Source organism: Streptomyces sp. NPDC047982 (assembly GCF_043204165.1).
GTDB lineage: Bacteria > Actinomycetota > Actinomycetes > Streptomycetales > Streptomycetaceae > Streptomyces.
In genome coordinates this window covers 125,863-146,363 of sequence record NZ_JBIDBS010000004.1, presented here as the reverse complement: position 1 = coordinate 146,363, position 20,501 = coordinate 125,863, and the positions used below count along the sequence as shown (strand labels likewise).

General features: G+C 70.6%; 17 protein-coding genes. 12 read left to right on the top strand and 5 right to left on the bottom strand.

Features of this window, described 5'->3' with window-relative positions:
• Window positions 1–7 precede the first annotated feature (7 nt).
• The 12 genes from uvrC to ACGF2V_RS06155 all read left to right on the top strand — a co-directional run bounded on the left by uvrC (window position 8) and on the right by ACGF2V_RS06155 (window position 13,238).
• Complete coding sequence (uvrC, locus tag ACGF2V_RS06210; RefSeq protein ID WP_362703792.1) at window positions 8–2,164, top strand: excinuclease ABC subunit UvrC; 2,157 nt, start codon at window positions 8–10, stop codon at window positions 2,162–2,164.
• A complete protein-coding gene (gene rapZ, locus ACGF2V_RS06205) occupies window positions 2,161–3,150 on the top strand; it encodes an RNase adapter RapZ (protein WP_351524546.1) in 990 nt (329 codons plus the stop codon). Before uvrC ends, rapZ begins: the two co-directional genes overlap by 4 nt.
• Entirely contained in the window at window positions 3,147–4,181 is a 1,035-nt protein-coding gene (yvcK, locus tag ACGF2V_RS06200; protein ID WP_362628763.1) for a uridine diphosphate-N-acetylglucosamine-binding protein YvcK, read from the top strand. Before rapZ ends, yvcK begins: the two co-directional genes overlap by 4 nt.
• Window positions 4,172–5,161, top strand: coding sequence for a DNA-binding protein WhiA (gene whiA, locus ACGF2V_RS06195; RefSeq protein ID WP_362628760.1), 990 nt, complete (start codon window positions 4,172–4,174; stop codon window positions 5,159–5,161). The genes yvcK and whiA overlap by 10 nt, the downstream gene beginning before the upstream one ends.
• Window positions 5,162–5,446: 285 nt before the next feature.
• Window positions 5,447–6,454, top strand: a complete 1,008-nt coding sequence (gene gap, locus ACGF2V_RS06190) for a type I glyceraldehyde-3-phosphate dehydrogenase (protein WP_362628758.1) — start codon at window positions 5,447–5,449, stop codon at window positions 6,452–6,454.
• A gap of 109 nt (window positions 6,455–6,563) precedes the next feature.
• Window positions 6,564–7,775, top strand: a complete 1,212-nt coding sequence (locus tag ACGF2V_RS06185) for a phosphoglycerate kinase (protein WP_362703789.1) — start codon at window positions 6,564–6,566, stop codon at window positions 7,773–7,775.
• 6 nt (window positions 7,776–7,781) lie between these two features.
• Entirely contained in the window at window positions 7,782–8,558 is a 777-nt protein-coding gene (gene tpiA, locus ACGF2V_RS06180) for a triose-phosphate isomerase (protein WP_362703786.1), read from the top strand.
• Between the two features lie 114 nt (window positions 8,559–8,672).
• Window positions 8,673–8,909 (top strand): preprotein translocase subunit SecG, encoded by a 237-nt coding sequence (gene secG, locus ACGF2V_RS06175; protein WP_351524541.1) that lies wholly within the window; start codon window positions 8,673–8,675, stop codon window positions 8,907–8,909.
• 110 nt (window positions 8,910–9,019) lie between these two features.
• Entirely contained in the window at window positions 9,020–9,355 is a 336-nt protein-coding gene (locus ACGF2V_RS06170; protein ID WP_073788610.1) for an RNA polymerase-binding protein RbpA, read from the top strand.
• A 151-nt stretch (window positions 9,356–9,506) separates the two neighbouring features.
• The gene (gene pgi, locus ACGF2V_RS06165) at window positions 9,507–11,159 is read left to right on the top strand and encodes a glucose-6-phosphate isomerase (protein ID WP_362628747.1); all 1,653 of its coding nucleotides are present in this window, start codon (window positions 9,507–9,509) and stop codon (window positions 11,157–11,159) included.
• 4 nt (window positions 11,160–11,163) lie between these two features.
• Entirely contained in the window at window positions 11,164–11,667 is a 504-nt protein-coding gene (locus tag ACGF2V_RS06160) for a PH domain-containing protein (RefSeq protein ID WP_362628745.1), read from the top strand.
• Window positions 11,664–13,238 (top strand): PH domain-containing protein, encoded by a 1,575-nt coding sequence (locus ACGF2V_RS06155; RefSeq protein WP_362628742.1) that lies wholly within the window; start codon window positions 11,664–11,666, stop codon window positions 13,236–13,238. The genes ACGF2V_RS06160 and ACGF2V_RS06155 overlap by 4 nt, the downstream gene beginning before the upstream one ends.
• Before the next feature lie 89 nt (window positions 13,239–13,327).
• On the opposite strand, the gene pgl is transcribed toward ACGF2V_RS06155, so the two are convergent.
• The 5 genes from pgl to tkt are packed head-to-tail and all read right to left on the bottom strand — an operon-like array spanning window position 13,328 to window position 19,932.
• On the bottom strand, window positions 13,328–14,110 hold the full coding sequence (gene pgl / locus ACGF2V_RS06150; protein WP_362703783.1) for a 6-phosphogluconolactonase: 783 nt from the start codon (window positions 14,108–14,110) through the stop codon (window positions 13,328–13,330).
• Window positions 14,107–15,156, bottom strand: a complete 1,050-nt coding sequence (gene opcA, locus ACGF2V_RS06145; protein WP_362621431.1) for a glucose-6-phosphate dehydrogenase assembly protein OpcA — start codon at window positions 15,154–15,156, stop codon at window positions 14,107–14,109. Before opcA ends, pgl begins: the two co-directional genes overlap by 4 nt.
• On the bottom strand, window positions 15,153–16,685 hold the full coding sequence (gene zwf / locus ACGF2V_RS06140) for a glucose-6-phosphate dehydrogenase (protein ID WP_362621429.1): 1,533 nt from the start codon (window positions 16,683–16,685) through the stop codon (window positions 15,153–15,155). The genes opcA and zwf overlap by 4 nt, the downstream gene beginning before the upstream one ends.
• Before the next feature lie 5 nt (window positions 16,686–16,690).
• Entirely contained in the window at window positions 16,691–17,809 is a 1,119-nt protein-coding gene (gene tal / locus ACGF2V_RS06135; RefSeq protein ID WP_362703779.1) for a transaldolase, read from the bottom strand.
• A gap of 35 nt (window positions 17,810–17,844) precedes the next feature.
• Complete coding sequence (gene tkt, locus ACGF2V_RS06130) at window positions 17,845–19,932, bottom strand: transketolase (protein ID WP_362703776.1); 2,088 nt, start codon at window positions 19,930–19,932, stop codon at window positions 17,845–17,847.
• Between the last annotated feature and the right edge of the window lie 569 nt (window positions 19,933–20,501).

Here is a 20,501-nt window from a genome sequence, read left to right as displayed (position 1 = left end):
GGGACACATGGCAGACCCCTCCAGCTACCGACCCAAGCCGGGACAGATCCCCGACTCCCCGGGGGTCTACAGATTCCGCGACGAGCACCGCCGGGTGATCTACGTCGGCAAGGCCAAGAACCTGCGCCAGCGTCTGGCCAACTACTTCCAGGACCTGGCAGCCCTCCACCCGCGCACCCGCACGATGGTCACCACGGCCGCGTCGGTGGAATGGACCGTCGTCTCCACGGAGGTCGAGGCGCTCCAGCTGGAGTACTCCTGGATCAAGGAGTTCGACCCCCGGTTCAACGTCAAGTACCGCGACGACAAGAGCTATCCCTACCTCGCGGTCACGCTCAACGAGGAATTCCCGCGTGTCCAGGTCATGCGCGGCTCCAAGAAGAAGGGCGTGCGCTACTTCGGCCCCTACGGGCACGCCTGGGCGATCCGCGAGACGGTCGACCTGATGCTCCGGGTCTTCCCGGTGCGCACCTGCTCCGCCGGGGTGTTCAAGAACGCGGCCAGGACCGGCCGGCCATGCCTCCTCGGCTACATCGGCAAGTGCTCGGCCCCCTGCGTCGGCCGGGTCACCCTCGAAGAGCACCGCGAACTGGCGGAGGACTTCTGCGACTTCATGGCCGGCCGCACCGGCACGTACATCCGCCGCTTGGAGAAGGACATGATGGCGGCGGCCGAGGAGATGGAGTACGAGCGGGCGGCCCGGCTCCGCGACGACCTGGAGGCCCTCAAGCGGGCCATGGAGAAGAGCGCGGTCGTCCTCGCCGACGCCACCGACGCCGACCTGATCGCGGTCGCCGAGGACGAGCTCGAAGCCGCCGTCCAGATCTTCCATGTACGAGGCGGCCGGGTGCGCGGGCAGCGTGGCTGGGTCACCGACAAGGTCGAGAACGTCGACACCTCGGGTCTGGTCGAACACGCCTTGCAACAGCTCTACGGCGAGGAGACGGGCGACGCCGTCCCCAAGGAAGTCCTCGTCCCCGCCCTGCCCGAGGACCCGGACGCGGTCTCCCAGTGGCTCGCCGGCCGCCGGGGAGCCCAGGTCAGCCTGCGCATCCCGCAGCGCGGTGACAAGAAGGACCTGATGGCGACGGTCCAGCGCAACGCCCAGCAGGCCCTGGCGCTGCACAAGACCAAGCGCGCCTCCGACCTGACGACCCGCTCCCGCGCCCTGGAGGAGATCGCCGAGGCGCTCGGCCTCGACACCGCCCCGCTCCGTATCGAGTGCTACGACATCTCGCACCTCCAGGGCGACGACGTGGTCGCCTCCATGGTCGTCTTCGAGGACGGGCTGGCCCGCAAGAGCGAGTACCGCCGTTTCCAGATCAAGAGCTTCGAGGGCCAGGACGACGTCCGGTCGATGCACGAGGTGATCGGCCGCCGTTTCAAGCGGTACCTCCAGGAGAAGGAGCGGACGGGGGAGTGGGAGGAGACACCCGCCCCGACGGACCGCGCCGCAACTCCGGACGGTCTCGCCCCGACCCCGTACGGCCGCGCAGCGGCGGATCCCGCGGCCCCGTCCCCGGACGGCCTGCCGTCGGCAGTCGGTCCCGTCGGCTGCGTGCCGGGCACCGGCCCCGTGCATGACGTCGCCCCCGACGCCGTGCCCGATCCGGGGAGCGAGCCCCGTGAGGACGACGGCCGTCCCAAGCGGTTCGCCTATCCGCCCCAGCTCGTCGTGGTCGACGGCGGGCAGCCCCAGGTCGCGGCGGCGAAACGAGCCCTCGACGAACTGGGCATCGACGACATCGCCGTGTGCGGTCTCGCCAAGCGGCTCGAAGAGGTCTGGCTGCCGGACGACGACGACCCCGTCGTCCTGCCCCGGTCGAGCGAGGGCCTCTACCTCCTCCAGCGCGTGCGCGACGAGGCCCACCGGTTCGCGATCACGTACCAGCGCACCAAGCGGGCCAAGCGCATCCGCTCCGGTCCCCTGGACGCCGTCGCCGGACTCGGTGAGACCCGGAAACAGGCGTTGATCAAGCATTTCGGCTCCGTGAAGAAGCTCAGGCAGGCGACAATCGACGAGATCTGCGCGGTCCCGGGCATAGGCCGCCGGACGGCGGAGTCGGTGGCCGTCGCCCTGGCCACGGCGACCCCGGCCGCGCCCGCCGTGAACACGGCGACCGGAGAGATCATCGACGAGGATGACGGGGGCAGCACGACATGACCGAGCACGAACACGAGAATCAGCGCAAGACCGGTCACGAGTACCGGGTCGAGCACGGCGGCACCGACCGAACAGACGGAGCAGGACACGTGAGTACGGGCACCACGATCGACAACGGCGACGGGGCCATCCCCGAGCTGGTGATCATCTCCGGGATGTCGGGCGCGGGCCGCAGCACCGCGGCCAAGTGCCTGGAGGACCTCGGCTGGTTCGTCGTGGACAACCTGCCGCCCGCCCTGATCCCCACCATGGTCGAGCTCGGTGCCCGTTCGCAGGGCAACGTGGCGCGCATCGCCGTCGTCGTCGACGTGCGGGGCCGCCGTTTCTTCGACAACCTCCGCGAGTCCCTCGCCGACCTGGAGGCCAAGCACGTCACGCGGCGGATCGTCTTCCTGGAGTCCTCCGACGACGCCCTGGTCCGCCGCTTCGAGTCGGTCCGCCGCCCGCACCCGCTCCAGGGCGACGGCCGGATCGTCGACGGCATCGCCGCCGAGCGCGACCTGCTGCGCGAGCTGCGCGGCGACGCCGACCTGGTGATCGACACCTCCAGCCTCAACGTGCACGAGCTGCGCGCCAAGATGGACGCGCAGTTCGCCGGTGAGGAGGAGCCGGAGCTGCGCGCCACGGTGATGTCGTTCGGCTTCAAGTACGGCCTGCCGGTCGACGCCGACCTGGTGGTCGACTGCCGCTTCCTGCCCAACCCGCACTGGGTCCCGGAGCTGCGCCCGTTCACCGGGCTCAACGAGGAGGTCTCCGCCTACGTCTTCGACCAGCCCGGCGCCAAGGAGTTCCTCAACCAGTACACGGAACTGCTCCATCTCGTCGCCGCCGGATACCGCCGCGAGGGCAAGCGCTATGTGACGATCGCCGTCGGCTGCACGGGCGGCAAGCACCGCTCGGTCGCCATGTCCGAGAAGCTCGCGGCCAGGCTCGCGACCGAAGGGATCGAGACCGTTCTCGTGCACCGGGACATGGGGCGCGAGTGACCAGCCGCAACCAGCGCCTGCGCCGGCTGCGCAGAGCCACCTCCGCGCTGTCCGGCCGCAAACGCGGTACGCAGCCCAAGGTCGTCGCCCTCGGCGGCGGCCACGGGCTGTCCGCCTCGCTGGCGGCGCTCCGCCGGATCACCGGCGACCTCACGGCGGTGGTCACCGTCGCCGACGACGGCGGCTCCAGCGGACGGCTCCGTGAGGAGCTGGGCGTGCTGCCGCCCGGCGATCTGCGCAAGGCGCTGGCCGCGCTGTGCGGCGACGACGACTGGGGGCAGACGTGGGCCCGGGTCATTCAGCACCGCTTCCAGTCCAAGGGCGACCTGCACGAGCACGCGGTCGGCAATCTGCTGATCGTCGCCCTGTGGGAGCAGCTCGGCGACCACGTCCAGGCCCTGGACCTGGTCGGCAAGCTCCTCGGGGCGCACGGCCGGGTGCTGCCCATGTCCGCCGTGCCGCTGGAGCTCCAGGCTCTCGTACGGGGACACGACCCGGCCCGCCCGGACGACGTGGACACGGTGTGCGGCCAGGCGACGGTGGCGCTGACCCCGGGCGAGGTGCAGTCCGTCCACGTCGTCCCGAACGACCCGCCGGCCGTCCCCGAGGCCGTCGCCGCCGTCCTGGACGCCGACTGGGTGGTGCTGGGCCCGGGATCCTGGTTCTCCTCCGTGATCCCGCACCTGCTCGTCCCGGAACTGCTCGACGCGCTGGTCGAGACCAAGGCCCGCAAGGTCCTCTCGCTCAATCTCGCTCCGCAACCCGGCGAAACTGATGGCTTCTCCCCGCAGCGTCATTTGGAGGTTTTGGGACGACACGCCCCTAAACTCGCCATGGACGTGGTGCTGGCCGACGAAGCCGCCGTGCCCGATCGCGAGGCTCTCGTCGATGCCGCCAAGCGGCTCGGCGCCGCGGTCGAGCTGGCGCCGGTGGCCTCACCCGACGGCGTTCCGATCCATGATCCGGAGCTGTTGGCCGCCGCGTACGACCGTATTTTTCGGATGCATGGAAGGATCGGCCCATGGCGATGACGCCGGCGGTGAAGGACGAAGTGTCCCGGCTTCCGGTGACCCGGACCTGCTGCAGGAAGGCGGAGGTCTCGGCGATCCTTCGGTTCGCGGGCGGGCTCCACCTGGTGAGCGGCCGGATCGTGATCGAGGCGGAGCTGGACACGTCGATGGCGGCGCGTCGGCTGAAGCGGGACATCCTCGAGATCTTCGGGCACAGCTCGGAGCTGATCGTGATGGCCCCCGGCGGGCTGCGGCGCGGCTCCCGTTACGTCGTGCGCGTCGTGGCGGGCGGCGACCAGCTGGCCCGCCAGACCGGTCTGGTGGACGGTCGCGGACGGCCCATCCGCGGGCTGCCCCCGCAGGTGGTTTCGGGGGCCACCTGCGACGCCGAGGCCGCCTGGCGCGGCGCCTTCCTGGCGCACGGCTCGCTCACCGAACCCGGCCGCTCCTCCTCCTTGGAAGTGACATGTCCGGGTCCGGAGGCCGCGCTCGCCCTCGTCGGCGCGGCGCGCAGGCTCTCCATCGCGGCGAAGGCCCGCGAGGTGCGGGGGGTGGACCGGGTCGTCGTCCGCGACGGCGACGCGATCGGAGCCCTGCTCACCCGGCTCGGCGCCCACGATTCGGTGCTGGCCTGGGAGGAGCGGCGGATGCGCCGCGAGGTCCGCGCCACCGCCAACCGGCTCGCCAACTTCGACGACGCCAACCTGCGCCGCTCCGCACGGGCGGCGGTCGCCGCGGGTGCCAGGGTCGGGCGCGCGCTGGAGATCCTGGGCGACGACGTGCCCGAGCACCTCGCCGCGGCCGGCCGGCTGCGCATGGAACACAAGCAGGCGTCCCTGGAGGAGCTGGGTGCGCTCGCCGACCCGCCGCTGACCAAGGACGCGGTCGCGGGCCGGATCCGCCGACTGCTGGCGATGGCCGACAAGAGGGCCCAGGACCTGGGGATCCCGGGCACCGAATCCACTCTCAGTGACGAGCTCGCCGACGGCCTCGTGGGATGACCTGACAATCGCTTGGTGGGGTGAGCCGAAAGGCGAGAAACCGGCTGAATGCGGAACGGGCTGTACACGTACGTGTATTGACGCTCCGTGACTTTTGCCCGATGAGCGGCCATGTCGCCGGGGCCCGTACTCCTACCGAGGAGTACGGGCCCCCGCGGTTTCGCCCGGACCCGTTCGATGTCACTCCCCGCTCCTCGGAGAGGTAGGGTCGGAGGCGGTCGGGGACATCCGTATACAACTCACCGGTTCCTGGGAACCGGCGTACCTGACGAGGAGATCGGTTTCGTGACGATCCGCGTAGGCATCAACGGCTTTGGCCGCATCGGTCGGAACTACTTCCGCGCGCTGCTGAAGCAGGGGGCGGACATCGAGATCGTGGCTGTCAACGACCTGGGTGACACCGCGACCACGGCTCACCTTCTGAAGTACGACACCATTCTGGGACGTCTGGAGGCCGAGGTCAGCCACACCGCCGACAGCATCACCGTCGACGGTCACACCATCAAGGTCCTCTCCGAGCGCAATCCTGCGGACATCCCCTGGGGAGAGCTGGGCGTCGACATCGTCGTCGAGTCGACCGGCATCTTCACCAAGAAGGCGGACGCCGAGAAGCACATCGCAGGCGGCGCCAAGAAGGTCCTCGTCTCGGCCCCGGCCAAGGGCGAGGACATCACGATCGTGATGGGCGTCAACGAGGGCAAGTACGACGCGGCCAACCACCACGTCATCTCCAACGCCTCCTGCACCACCAACTGCGTCGCGCCGATGGCGAAGGTCCTGGACGAGAGCTTCGGCATCGTCAAGGGCCTGATGACGACGGTCCACGCGTACACGAACGACCAGCGCATCCTGGACTTCCCTCACTCCGACCTGCGCCGCGCCCGTGCCGCCGCCCAGAACATCATTCCGACGACCACCGGTGCCGCCAAGGCCACCGCCCTGGTGCTCCCTCAGCTCAAGGGCAAGCTCGACGGTCTCGCCATGCGCGTCCCCGTCCCGACCGGCTCGGTCATCGACCTCGTGGTCACGCTGGACCGCGAGGTCACCCGCGACGAGGTCAACGCCGCCTTCCAGAAGGCGTCCGAGGAAGGCCCTCTCAAGGGCAAGCTGTTCTACACCGAGGACCCGATCGTGTCCTCGGACATCGTGTCGGACCCGGCGTCCTGCACCTTCGACTCCCTGCTGACCATGGCGGAAGGTTCGCAGGTCAAGATCATCGGCTGGTACGACAACGAGTGGGGCTACTCCAACCGTCTCGTCGACCTGACCGTCTTCGTGGGCAGCCGGCTCTGACCACCAGGTCGGCAGGCACCTCGATGTGAGTACGGGGCTCGAACAGCGCACTGGCGCGCCGTTCGGGCCCCGTCGCATGTTCTCTCGTCCTCCAAGGAGTCCAGCAGGAATGAAGACGATCGACGAACTCCTCGCCGAAGGGGTCACCGGCAGGCGCGTATTCGTCCGCGCCGACCTCAACGTGCCGCTGAGCGGCACCACCATCACCGACGACGGACGCATCCGCGCCGTCGTGCCGACCGTGGAGAAGCTCGTCGCGGCCGGTGCGCGGGTCGTCGTCGCCTCGCACCTGGGCCGGCCCAAGGGCGCTTTCGACCCGGCGTTCTCCCTGGCGCCCGCCGCCGCCCGGCTCGGTGAGCTCATCGGAGCCGACGTGGCCTTCGCGACCGACACCGTCGGCGAGTCCGCGCGCGCCACCGTCGCCGCGCTCACCGACGGCCGGGTCGCCGTCCTGGAGAACCTCCGCTTCAACCCCGGCGAGACGGCCGGGGACGCCGCCGAGCGCGGCGAGTTCGCCGACCGGCTCGCCGAACTCGCCGACGTGTACGTGGGTGACGGCTTCGGCGCGGTGCACCGCAAGCACGCCTCGGTCTTCGACCTCCCCGCCCGGCTGCCGCACGCCGCCGGCGACCTGATCGCCACCGAGGTCGGCGTCCTGAAGAAGCTCACCGAGAAGGTCGAGCGTCCGTACGCCGTCGTGCTCGGCGGCTCCAAGGTCTCCGACAAGCTCGGCGTGATCGACCACCTGCTGGAGCGCGCCGACCGCATCCTCATCGGCGGTGGCATGGCCTACACCTTCCTCAAGGCCAAGGGCCACGAGGTCGGCAGCTCGCTCCTCCAGGAGGAGCAGATCCCGGCGGTGCTGGAGTACCTGAAGCGTGCCGAGGACAAGGGCGTGGAGTTCGTGCTCCCCGTCGACGTCGTCGTCTCCGAGCAGTTCCCCGACCTCAAGGCCAAGGCCCCGACCGAGCACCGCACGGTGCCCGCGGACGCCATCCCGGCCGGTTTCATGGGTCTCGACAACGGTCCCGAGACCAACAGGCTGTACGCCTCGAAGCTCGCCGACGCGGCCACCGTCTTCTGGAACGGCCCCATGGGCGTCTTCGAGCACCCCGACTACGCCGAGGGCACCCGGGCCGTGGCCCAGGCCCTCGCCGACTCCTCGGGCTTCAGCGTGGTGGGCGGCGGCGACTCCGCCGCGGCCGTCCGCACCCTGGGCTTCGACGACAACGCATTCGGACACATCTCGACCGGTGGCGGCGCCAGCCTCGAATACCTCGAGGGCAAGACGCTTCCCGGCCTCGCTGCTCTGGAGGACTGACCTCTCATGACCACCCGCACCCCGCTGATGGCGGGCAACTGGAAGATGAACCTCAACCACCTGGAGGCCATCGCCCACGTCCAGAAGCTCGCCTTCGCCCTGGCCGCCAAGGACTACGACGCCGTCGAGGTCGCCGTCCTGGTGCCCTTCACCGACCTGCGCTCCGTGCAGACCCTGGTCGACGGCGACAAGCTGCGGATCAAGTACGGCGCCCAGGACATCTCGGCGCACGACTCCGGCGCGTACACCGGTGAGATCTCCGGCCCGATGCTCGCCAAGCTGAAGTGCACCTATGTCGCCGTCGGGCACAGCGAGCGCCGCCAGTACCACAAGGAGACCGACGAGATCTGCAACAGCAAGGTGAAGGCCGCCTACAAGCACGGCCTGACCCCGATCCTCTGCGTCGGCGAGGAACTGGCCGTCCGCGAGGAGGGCAACCACGTCCCGCACACCCTCGCCCAGGTCGACGGCGGTCTGAAGGACCTCCCCGCCGAGCAGGCCGAGTCGATCGTGATCGCGTACGAACCGGTCTGGGCGATCGGCACCGGCAAGGTCTGTGGCGCCGACGACGCCCAGGAGGTCTGCGCGGCGATCCGCGGCCGGCTCGCCGAGCTGTACTCCCAGGAGCTGGCCGACAAGGTCCGCATCCAGTACGGCGGCTCCGTGAAGTCCGGGAACGTCGCGGAGATCATGGAGAAGCCCGACGTGGACGGCGCGCTGGTCGGCGGTGCCTCGCTCGACGCCGACGAGTTCGTCAAGATCATCCGCTTCCGCGACCAGTGAGTATGCGGTAGCGCGGATCCGTCGTACCCTTGCGGGGGCCGGGAAGGGCACAGCCCCCCGGCCCCCGTTGCTCGCACATGCAGTCCAGAGGACTCCGGAAAGTAGGGACCAGCCGTGATTTTGGGGTTCGAGATCGCCCTGATCGTCTTCAGCCTGCTGCTGATGCTGCTGGTGCTGATGCACAAGGGAAAGGGCGGCGGCCTCTCCGACATGTTCGGTGGCGGCATGCAGTCGTCCGTGGGTGGTTCCTCGGTCGCGGAGCGCAACCTCGACCGGATCACGGTCGTCGTGGGACTGCTCTGGTTCGCGTGCATCGTCGTGCTCGGTCTGCTGATCAAGCTGGACAGCTGACGCGTCGTAGGAGAATCCCGGTGAGGGTGTAACTCCTTTCACTGGACGCGCGTTGGGCCTTACGTAGACTGGGGCATCTTCGAGCACCATCACGCAGGGGAGTTACGACCGTGGCAAGTGGCAACGCGATCCGGGGGAGCCGGGTCGGGGCGGGGCCGATGGGGGAGGCCGAGCGGGGCGAGTCCGCGCCGCGTCTTCGCATCTCCTTCTGGTGCTCGAACGGGCACGAGACGCAGCCGAGCTTCGCCAGTGACGCGCAGGTACCCGAGACGTGGGACTGCCCGCGCTGTGGTTTCCCGGCCGGCCAGGACCGGGACTGCCCGCCCGACCCGCCGCGCACCGAGCCGTACAAGACACATCTCGCGTATGTGCGCGAGCGGCGCAGCGATGCCGACGGCGAGGCCATCCTCGCCGAGGCCCTGGCGAAACTCCGGGGCGAGATCTGAGAATCACCGGCCGGGTACCCGTCAGGGGCCCGGCCGGAGTGCATCCACCGGTGCCGCACCTCGTCGTCGCCTCGTCGGCCCCTGCGATCAATTAGGTTGGGCAGTCGGCGGGGCATCTGCAAGCACGAGAAGAAGTGGGCCGACAACCGGGATGAACACACCGAACCGAACCAGTCTCAACCGGACCCCCGAATGGGCGGCTCTGGGCAAGCACCGCGAGCAGCTCGGGGAAACTCATCTGCGGCAGCTCTTTGCGGACGATCCGGAACGCGGCAGCCGATACACCCTCCAGGTCGGCGACCTGTACATCGACTACTCCAAGCACCTCCTCGACGACACGGCGCTGCGGCTCCTGCGCGATCTCGCCGCCGCCACCGGAGTGGCGGAGCTGAGGGACGCGATGTTCCGCGGCGAGAAGATCAACACCACCGAGGACCGCGCCGTCCTGCACACCGCGCTGCGTGCCCCGCGCGACGCGGTGATCGAGGTCGACGGCGAGAACGTGGTGCCGGGCGTGCACGCCGTGCTCGACAAGATGGCGGCGTTCTCCGACCGCGTCCGGTCGGGGGAGTGGACCGGCCACACCGGCAAGCGCATCAGGAACGTCGTCAACGTCGGCATCGGCGGCTCCGACCTCGGCCCCGCCATGGCCTACGAGGCGCTGCGCTCCTTCACCGACCGCTCGCTCACCGTCCGCTTCGTGTCCAACGTCGACGGCGCCGACCTCCACGAGGCGGTGCGCGATCTCGACCCCGCCGAGACGCTTTTCATCGTCGCGTCGAAGACCTTCACCACGGTCGAGACCATCACCAACGCGACCTCCGCCCGCAACTGGCTGCTGACCGGCCTGAACGCCGGTCAGGAAGCGGTCTCGCAGCACTTCGTGGCGCTGTCCACCAATGCGGACAAGGTCGCCGACTTCGGCATCGACACCGCCAACATGTTCGAGTTCTGGGACTGGGTCGGCGGTCGCTACTCGTACGACTCCGCCATCGGCCTCTCCCTGATGATCGCGGTCGGGCCGGACCGTTTCCGCGAGATGCTCGACGGTTTCCACCTCGTCGACGAGCACTTCCGCACCGCCCCTGCCGAGGCCAACGCCCCCTTGCTGCTCGGCCTGTTGGGTGTCTGGTACGGAGCCTTCTTCGACGCCCAGTCGCATGCCGTGCTGCCGTACAGCCACTATCTGTCCAGGTTCACCGCGTACTTGCAGCAGTTGGACATGGAGTCCAACGGCAAGTCCGTGGACCGCGACGGCCGCCCCGTCGACTGGCAGACCGGACCGGTCGTCTGGGGCACCCCCGGCACCAACGGTCAGCACGCCTACTACCAGTTGATCCACCAGGGCACCAAGGTCATCCCGGCCGACTTCATCGGTTTCGCCGAGCCGGTCGAGGACCTGCTGCCCGGTCTGGCCGCCCAGCACGATCTGCTGATGGCCAACTTCTTCGCCCAGACCCAGGCACTGGCCTTCGGCAGGACGCCGGACGAGGTCCGTGCCGAGGGCGTCGCCGAGGAACTCGTGCCGCACAAGACCTTCGAGGGAAACCACCCGACGACGACGATCCTCGCCGACCGGCTGACCCCGTCCGTCCTCGGCCAGCTCGTCGCGCTGTACGAGCACAAGGTCTTCGTCCAGGGCGCCGTCTGGAACATCGACTCCTTCGACCAGTGGGGCGTCGAACTCGGCAAGGTCCTCGCCAAGAGGATCGAGCCGGTGCTGACCGACGGCGGCGGTGGCGAGCGGCTGGACAGCTCCACCGCGGCCCTCGTCGGGGCGTACCGCGCCCGCAGGGGGCGTTGAGCCGGTGAGCGTGGGGGAGCGGACGGTGCGGCTGAGGCCGCCGAACAACACCCTGGACCCGAGGGCGGTCGGCTGGTGGCGCGCCCAGTGGCTGCTGCTGACCGCGGCACCGGTGGTGGTCCTCGTCGTGCTGGGCGTGCTCATCGAGCCCGCCAGGTTCTGGCTGCTGCTGCCCGCCGCGGTCCTCGCGGTCCTCGGCACCGGCTGCGCCGCCCTCTTCCCTCTCTGGTGGTTCCGCACCCACCGCTGGGAGGTCACCGACGAAGCCGTGTACGTCAGGACGGGCGTCCTGTGGCAGGAGTGGCGGATCGCCCCGATGTCCCGCATCCAGACCGTGGACACCGTGCGCGGCCCGCTCGAACAGCTCCACCGGCTCGCCACCGTCACTGTGACCACCGCCTCCTCCAAGGGCGCGGTGCGGATCGCGGGACTGAGCCACGAGCTGGCGGCCGAACTGGCCGACCGGCTCACCCGGATCACCCAGGACACCCCCGGGGACGCCACATGAGCACGGACGCGCCCGCTCCGCAGGCCGGAGCGGGCGACGACGGCACCGGCGTCGTGACGGCCACGGCCGCCGGGGCGGACTGGCGGCGCCTGGACCGGCGTACGGTCCTCGTGAGCGCGCTGCTCACCGCCGGTGTGGCGGTCGGTGCGGCCGTGCCCGTCACGCTCGGGCTGTCGGGGCGGTTCGGGTTCGGCGTGGCGGTGGCGCTGGTCGCGGCCGGTGTGCCGTCGCTGGTCGGCTGCGCCGCGGCGGGCGACTACGCACGGTGGCGCCGCACCCGCTACCGCGTCGGCGCCGAACGGGTCGAGCTGCACACCGGGCTGCTCGTGGTCAAGAAGCGCTCACTGGCTCGTGAGCGCGTCCGCAGCGTCGATCTCACCGCTCATCTCCTGCAACGGGTCCTGGGCCTGGTCACCGTCCGCATCGGCACCGGCGAGCACTCCGGAGGCGACTCCACCCTGGAACTCGACCCGGTCGCCAGGGCGGAGGGTGAACGGCTCCGCCGCGAGCTGCTGGAACGCGCGGACACGGGCGCCCCGGGCACCCATCGCCAGGGCGAACTCGCCGTCCTGGATCCGCGCTGGATCCGCTACGCACCGGTGTCGTTCGTCGCCCCCGCGCTCGGCGGCGCGGCGGCCGGTGCGGTGATGCAGGTCAGCGACTGGTTCGGGGCCCAGGGAAAGGTCATCGACTGGGTCGGCGACCGGTTCCGGGACACCGCGCTGCCCGCCGTGATCGGGGTCCTCGCCCTCGCCGTGCTGGCCGCCGGTGTCGTCGGCGCGCTCGGCCTGTGGATCGAGATGTGGTGGAACTACCGGCTGGAGCGCGAACCGGGCGGCACCCTGCGCATCCGACGCGGTCTGCTGACCTCCCGTTCCGTCTCCATCGAGGAACGCAGGCTGCGCGGTGTCGATCTCGTCGAGCCGCTCGGCGTCCGGATGTTCGGTGCCGCCCGGGTCGACGCGATCACCACCGGACTCGCCAAGGACGACGAGGAGCAGAGCCGCGACCACGACTCCCTGCTGCCCGTCGTGCCCCGGCCCGTGGCCGACGTGGTGGCCGCCGACGTCCTGCGCGAGGACGTCCCACCGACCGGCGCCGCGCTGACCGGGCACCCGGTGGCGGCCCGCGGGCGGCGGCTGCGCCGGGCGCTGTGGGCCGTCGCCGTTCCCGTGCTCGCCCTGGTCGTGGCGGGGCTGCTGCTGACCCCGGTCCTGCTGTGGGCGGCGCTCGCCTGTGCGGTCGTGGGGCTGCCGCTCGGGCTGTTCCTCGCCCGGGACGCGTATCGGGGCCTGGGGCACGCGCTCAGCGGCGACTACCTGGTGGTCCGGTCCGGCACGATCCGACGCTCCACCGCCGCGCTGGAGCGGGCCGGAGTCATCGGCTGGACGGTCCGGCAGACGTATTTCCAGCGGCGGGCCGGTGTGATCGACATCGCCGCGACCACGGCCGCCGGGGCGGGCGCGTACACGGCGTACGACGCGGACGCGAGCGAGGGCCTCGACTTCGCCTCCCGGGCCGTCCCGGGCCTGCTGGAGCCCTTCCTGGAACGCACCCCGCCGACCGGCTGAGACCGCGAGGACGCAGCGCCCGGTGCGGCCCCGCTCCCGGTACGTCTTCGGCCCGGCCTCGACCGGGGAACGACCGCGGGGACGACCGATCAGGACGAGGCCGGCGGATACAGGGCGCGCGGCAGCCGCGAGGCCGCCGCCGCGTCCAGCAGCCACAGCGTCCGGGCGCGTCCGTACGCCCCGGCCGCCGGGGCCTGGATCTCCCCGGCGCCCGAGAGCGCGATCTGTGCGGCCTCGGCCTTGTCCTCGCCCGCGGCGAGCAGCCACACCTCGCGCGCGGCCCGGATCGCGGGCAGCGTCAGCGAGACGCGGGTGGGCGGCGGCTTGGGGGCGCCGTGCACACCGACGACGGTGCGCTCGGTCTCCCGCACCGCGGGCAGCTCCGGGAAGAGCGACGCGACATGCGTGTCCGGGCCGACGCCCAGCATCAGCACGTCGAACGTGGGCACCGGCCCGTGGTCCTCCGGACCGGCCGCGGCGGCCAGTTCGGCGGCGTACGCTGCCGCCGCCTCGTCCGCGTCGTTGCCCCAGGGGCCGTCCGACGCGGGCATGGCGTGCACCCGCGACGGATCCAGCGGCACCGTGTCCAGCAGCGCCTTGCGGGCCTGCGTGACATTGCGCTCCGGGTCGCCCTCCGGCAGGAACCGCTCATCGCCCCACCACAGGTCGAGCCGCGACCAGTCGATCGCGTCCCGGGCGGGCGCGGCGGCGAGGGCGGCCAGCAGGCCGTTGCCGTTGCGCCCGCCGGTGAGGACCACCGAGGCGTGACCGCGCGCGGCCTGGGCGTCCACGACCTTCGTGATCAGCCGGGCCGCGGCGGCCTGTGCCATCAGCTCCTTGTCGCGATGCACGACGAGTTGAGGGGCACTCACTTCGACGCCGCCTTCTTGGCCGGGGACTTGGCCGCGGCCTTCTTCGTGGGGGCAGGGTCGGGTGCGGACGCGTCGGGCTCCGGGTCGGCCGGCTTCGGATCGGCGGGCTTCGGCTGCGCCGGTCCGCCGAGCTTTTCCACGCCGAACCTCACCGTCGCCTCATAGGTGTTGTCCGGGTCCAGACGCCGCAGCTCCTCGGCGAGCAGTTCGGCGGTCTCCCGCCGTTTGAGCGCCACCGCGCGGTCCGGCTGGCCCTGCATCGAGAGCGTGGCCATCGACCCGTCCGGCCGGTCCAGGACGATGACACCGTTCTTGGTCTCCATCCGCACGGCCGTCAGGCCGGGGCCCTCGGACTGGGTGCGTTCGACCGGGACCCCGAGCCGGTCCGCCAGCCACATGGCGAGCAGTTCGCAGCTCGGGTTCTCCGACTCGCCCTCGACGGTCGCCGAGACGATCTCGGAGTGCTGCTGGTCGAGCGCGGCGGCCAGCATCGAGCGCCACGGCGTGACGCGGGTCCAGGCCAGGTCGGTGTCGCCCGGGGCGTACGACCGGGCGCGCAGGGCGAGTTCGTCGCAGGGGTGCTCCGCCGAGTAGGCGTCCGTGATCCGGCGCTGGGCGAGCGCGCCCAGCGGGTCCTTCGCCGGCTCCGCGGGCGCGTCCTGCGGCCACCAGACCACGACCGGGGCGTCCGGCAGCAGGAGCGGCAGGACCACCGACTGGGCGTGGTTGGCCAGCTCGCCGTGGAGGCGCAGCACGACCGTCTCGCCGGTGCCCGCGTCCGAGCCGACCCGGACCTCGGCGTCGAGCCGGGCGTCGCGGCGGCTGCGCGGCGAGCGGGCGGCCCGCTTGATCACCGCGATGATCCGCGAGGGGTGCTCGTGCGAGGCGTCACCGGCCGCCTTGAGCGCGTCGTACGCGTTCTCCTCGTCGGTGACGATGACCAGGGTCATCACCATGCCGATGGCCGGGGTGCCGATGGCACGACGGGCCGACACCAGCGCCTGGTTGATCTTGCTGGAGGTGGTCTCCGTGAGGTCGATCTTCATGGCCGGCGCCAGCTCCGTCCGTCTCGTGCGAGCATCTCGTCCGCCTCGGCCGGCCCCCACGTGCCCGCCGGGTACTGCGCGGGCTTGCCGTGCTCGGCCCAGTACTCCTCGATCGGGTCGAGGATGTTCCAGGAGAGCTCGACCTCCTGGTGCCGCGGGAAGAGGTTGGCGTCACCGAGCAGCACATCGAGGATGAGCCGCTCGTACGCCTCCGGGCTCGACTCGGTGAAGGACTCGCCGTACGCGAAGTCCATCGTGACGTCCCGGACCTCCATCGAGGTGCCGGGCACCTTGGAACCGAACCGGACGGTCACGCCCTCGTCCGGCTGGACCCGGATGACCAGGGCGTTCCCGCCCAGCTCCTCCGTCGCGCCGGACTCGAACGGCAGATACGGGGCGCGCTTGAAGACGACCGCGATCTCCGTGACCCGGCGGCCGAGCCGCTTTCCGGTACGGAGGTAGAACGGCACGCCCGCCCAGCGGCGGTTGTTGATCGTCAGCTTGATCGCGGCGAAGGTGTCGGTCGTCGACCCGGGGTCGATGCCGTCCTCCTCCAGATAGCCGCGGACCTCCTCGCCGCCCTGCCAGGCGTGCGCGTACTGGCCGCGCACCGTGTGCTTGCCCAGGTCCTCCGGCAGCTCCACCGCCGCGAGCACCTTGAGCTTCTCGGCGACCAGGGCCTTCGGGTGGAAGGAGCCGGGCTCCTCCATCGCGGTCAGCGCCAGCAGTTGGAGCAGGTGGTTCTGGATGACGTCACGGGCCGCGCCGATGCCGTCGTAGTAACCGGCCCGGCCGCCGATGCCGATGTCCTCGGCCATCGTGATCTGGACGTGGTCGACGTACGACCTGTTCCAGATCGGCTCGAACATCGTGTTCGCGAACCGCAGCGCCAGGATGTTCTGGACCGTCTCCTTGCCGAGGTAGTGGTCGATCCGGAAGACCTCGTTGGGCGGGAAGACGTCGTGCACGATCCGGTTGAGCTCCTGAGCGCTCCGCAGGTCGTGTCCGAAGGGCTTCTCGATGACGGCACGCCGCCAGGAGCCCTCCTTCTGGTCGGCCAGGCCGTGCTTCTTGAGCTGCTGGACGACCTTGGGGAAGAACTTCGGCGGTACGGACAGGTAGAAGGCGAAGTTGCCGCCCGTGCCCTGTGCCGCATCGAGTTCGTGGATCGTCGCCTTCAGCGTCTCGAACGCCTCGTCGTCGTCGAAGTTGCCCTGGACGAAGCGCATCCCCTGGATGAGCTGCTGCCAGACCTCCTCGCGGAACGGGGTACGGGCGTGCTGCTTGACGGCGTCGTGGACCTCCTGCGCGAAGTCCTCGTCCTGCCACTCGCGGCGCGCGAAACCGACGAGCGAGAAGCCCGGCGGCAGCAGCCCGCGATTGGCCAGGTCGTAGACCGCGGGCATCAGCTTTTTACGGGACAAATCGCCCGTTACACCAAAGATCACCAGGCCCGACGGCCCCGCGATGCGCGGGAGCCGTCGATCCTGGGGGTCACGAAGCGGGTTGGCTCCGGGAACACCAGACAAGGTGGTCAGTCCTCCGAAGGGGCGAGGCGCTTGAGTTCCGCCTCGGTCGAGTTGAGCAGGTCGATCCAGGACGTCTCGAACTTCTCGACGCCCTCGTCCTCCAGCAGCTGGACGACGTCCTCGTAGGAGATGCCGAGCTCCGCCACGGCGTCGAGCTCGGCACGGGCCTGCTCGTAGGTGCCGGCGATGGTGTCGCCGGTGATCCGCCCGTGGTCGGCGGTGGCGTCCAGGGTGGCCTCGGGCATGGTGTTGACCGTGCCGGGGGCGACCAGTTCGTCGACGTACAGGGTGTCCTTGTACGCGGGGTCCTTGACGCCGGTCGAGGCCCACAGCGGACGCTGCTTGTTGGCCTGCGCCTTGTCCAGGGCGGCCCAGCGCTCCGAGCCGAACACCTCCTCGTACGCCTGGTAGGCGAGGCGGGCGTTGGCGAGCGCCGCCTTGCCCCTGAGCGCCTTGGCCTCGGGGGTGCCGATCGTGTCGAGCCGCTTGTCGATCTCGGTGTCCACCCGGGACACGAAGAACGACGCCACCGAGTGGATCCTGGACAGGTCCAGGCCCGCGGCCTTGGCCTTCTCCAGACCCGCCAGGTAGGCGTCCATGACCTCGCGGTAGCGCTCCAGCGAGAAGATCAGCGTGACGTTGACGCTGATGCCCTTGCCGATGACCTCGGTGATCGCCGGGAGACCGGCCTTCGTCGCCGGGATCTTGATGAGCGTGTTGGGCCGGTCCACCAGCCAGGCCAGCTGCTTGGCCTCGGCGACGGTGGCGGCGGTGTGGTGGGCCAGACGCGGGTCCACCTCGATGGAGACCCGTCCGTCCCGGCCGTCCGTGGCGTCGAAGACGGGGCGCAGGATGTCCGCCGCGTCCCGCACGTCGGCCGTCGTGATCATGCGGATGGCCTCGTCGACGGTGACCTTGCGGGTGGCGAGGTCGGTCAGCTGCCGCTCGTAGCCGTCACCGCTCGAAATCGCCTTCTGGAAGATCGACGGGTTGGTGGTGACACCCACCACGTGCTGCTCGTCGATCAGCTCGGCCAGATTGCCCGACGTGATCCGCTTGCGCGACAGGTCGTCGAGCCAGATCGCCACGCCCTCGTCGGAGAGGCGCTTGAGTGCGTCTGTCATGAGAATTGCATCTCCTACTTGTCCTTATAAGGGCGTCAGCGCGCGGCGGCGGCGAGAGATTCCCGCGCTGCGGCGGCGACGTGCTCGCCGGTGAAGCCGAACTCACGGAAGAGGACCTTGGCGTCGGCCGAGGCACCGAAGTGCTCCAGCGAGACGATCCGGCCGGCGTCCCCGACGTACCGGTGCCAGGTCAGGCCGATACCGGCCTCGACCGCGACCCGCGCCTTCACCGACGGCGGCAGGACGCTGTCCTTGTACGCCTGGTCCTGCTCCTCGAACCACTCGACCGACGGCATCGACACCACACGGGCCGGGATGCCGGCCGCCTGCAGCTCCTCGCGCGCCTCGACGGCGAGGTGCACCTCGGAGCCCGTGCCGATCAGCAGCACCCGGGCTTCGCCGCCCTCGGCCTCCAGGAGCACGTAGCCGCCCTTGGCCGCGTCCTCGTTCGCCTCGTACGTCGGCACGCCCTGGCGGGTCAGCGCCAGACCGTGCGGGGTCCCCTCGCCGAACACCTTGGTGTGGCGGCGCATGATCTCGCGCCAGGCGATGGCGGTCTCGTTGGCGTCGGCCGGGCGGACGATGTTCAGGCCCGGGATGGCGCGCAGCGAGGCCAGGTGCTCCACCGGCTGGTGGGTCGGGCCGTCCTCGCCGAGACCGATCGAGTCGTGCGTCCACACGTACGTCACCGGCAGGTGCATCAGCGCGGACAGCCGCACGGCGTTGCGCATGTAGTCGGAGAACACCAGGAAGGTGCCGCCGTAGACACGGGTGTTGCCGTGCAGTGCGATGCCGTTCATGGCCGCGGCCATGGCGTGCTCGCGGATGCCGAAGTGGATCGTGCGGCCGTACGGGTCCGCGCCGGGCAGCGGGTTGCCCACGGGGAGGAACGACGACGTCTTGTCGATCGTCGTGTTGTTCGAGCCCGCCAGGTCGGCGGAGCCGCCCCACAGCTCGGGGACGACCTCGCCGAGCGACTGGAGCACCTTGCCGGAGGCGGCACGGGTGGCCACGCTCTTGCCGGGCTCGAAGACCGGGAGCCTGTCCTCCCAGCCCGCGGGCAGCTCGCCGGCGGAGATCCGGTCGAACTCGGCGGCGCGCTCCGGGCTGGCGGTGCGCCACGCGGCGAGGGACTTCTCCCACTCGGCCCGGGCCTCACGGCCGCGGTCCAGCGCCTTGCGGGTGTGCGCGATGACCTCGTCGGAGACCTCGAAGGACTTCTCGGGGTCGAAGCCGAGAACCCTCTTCGTCGCGGCGACCTCCTCCTCGCCCAGCGCCGAGCCGTGCGACGCCTCGGTGTTCTGGGCGTTCGGAGCGGGCCACGCGATGATCGAGCGGGCCGCGATGAAGGAGGGGCGCCCGGTCTCGGCCCTGGCGGCCTCCAGCGCCCGGTACAGACCCGCCGGGTCCAGGTCGCCGCTGGGCAGCTGCTCGACGCGCTGGACGTGCCAGCCGTACGCCTCGTACCGCTTCAGGGTGTCCTCGGAGACCGCGGTCTGCGTGTCTCCCTCGATCGAGATGTGGTTGTCGTCCCACAGCACGACCAGGTTGCCGAGCTTCTGGTGCCCCGCCAGCGAGGACGCCTCCGCGGCGATGCCCTCCTGGAGGCAGCCGTCGCCCGCGACGACCCACACCATGTGGTCGAACGGGGAGGTGCCGGGCGCCGCCTCCGGGTCGAACAGACCGCGCTCGTAGCGGGCGGCCATCGCCATGCCCACGGCGTTGGCAACACCCTGGCCCAGCGGGCCCGTGGTCGTCTCGACGCCGGCGGTGTGCCCGTACTCCGGGTGGCCCGGGGTCTTGGAGCCCCAGGTCCGGAAGGACTTGAGGTCGTCGAGCTCCAGGCCGTACCCGGCCAGGTAGAGCTGGATGTAGAGGGTCAGGCTGCTGTGGCCGGCAGAGAGCACGAACCGGTCGCGGCCCGTCCACTCCGGGTCGGCGGGGTCGTGCCGCATCACCTTCTGGAAGAGGGTGTACGCGGCGGGAGCCAGGCTCATCGCCGTGCCCGGGTGGCCGTTTCCGACCTTCTGCACGGCGTCGGCGGCGAGGACGCGAGCGGTGTCCACGGCCCGCTGGTCCACTTCGGTCCACTGGAGATCTGTGGTGGTCGGCTTGGTGCTCACCCTGAGTCAGGGCTCCTCTCCACTGTTGTCAACCGGTGACTGTGACCGCACCGGGGATCCCGGTGACTGTGACCGCACCGGGATGGTCGAGCCTACCTTCGTCGGAACGCGTATTTTCCGCTGCTTTCCAGGGTGCGGGCGGCCTGGTGGGTTCGCCTCCCGTATGAGCGCGGGGGCTCACTTCTGCGCTGCTCCGGTGAGCGGGGAAGGGCGCTTCTGTATCGCCCCCTGAACGGATTTCCGCGCTTTCGCGCCCGCTCCGGTGGGGCGGCGTCCGCGGCTTGTGTGCCGCTTTCGTGAGCGACGTCGTGCGCGCCTGTTCCGTACCGGTGCGTGCGCCGGACCGTCCGCCCGCGTGCCGGTCCGGCGGGCGTGTCCCCGCCGGGTGCGCGGGGGCGGGTGCCGCTCGGGTGTATGGGGAGCGCGCCGCTCCGGTGGCCCTCCTCCGGCGCCGCGAGGGGTTCGCGCCGCCGCCTCCGCATCGCCGTGACGGGCGCGATTCCCTGCTTGCGTGCCACTTCAACACGATCAGACCCCCGCGAAGAACGGCATGTTCCCAACGTCTACAG

Excerpts from the sequence above, each read along its gene's own strand:
- tal (WP_362703779.1), bottom strand. The coding sequence starts at position 17,809 with ATGACAGACGCACTCAAGCGCCTCTCCGACGAGGGCGTGGCGATCTGG.
- tpiA (WP_362703786.1), top strand. The coding sequence starts at position 7,782 with ATGACCACCCGCACCCCGCTGATGGCGGGCAACTGGAAGATGAACCTC.
- whiA (WP_362628760.1), top strand. The coding sequence starts at position 4,172 with ATGGCGATGACGCCGGCGGTGAAGGACGAAGTGTCCCGGCTTCCGGTG.
- ACGF2V_RS06185 (WP_362703789.1), top strand. The coding sequence starts at position 6,564 with ATGAAGACGATCGACGAACTCCTCGCCGAAGGGGTCACCGGCAGGCGC.
- ACGF2V_RS06155 (WP_362628742.1), top strand. The coding sequence starts at position 11,664 with ATGAGCACGGACGCGCCCGCTCCGCAGGCCGGAGCGGGCGACGACGGC.
- rapZ (WP_351524546.1), top strand. The coding sequence starts at position 2,161 with ATGACCGAGCACGAACACGAGAATCAGCGCAAGACCGGTCACGAGTAC.
- opcA (WP_362621431.1), bottom strand. The coding sequence starts at position 15,156 with ATGAAGATCGACCTCACGGAGACCACCTCCAGCAAGATCAACCAGGCG.
- uvrC (WP_362703792.1), top strand. The coding sequence starts at position 8 with ATGGCAGACCCCTCCAGCTACCGACCCAAGCCGGGACAGATCCCCGAC.
- pgi (WP_362628747.1), top strand. The coding sequence starts at position 9,507 with ATGAACACACCGAACCGAACCAGTCTCAACCGGACCCCCGAATGGGCG.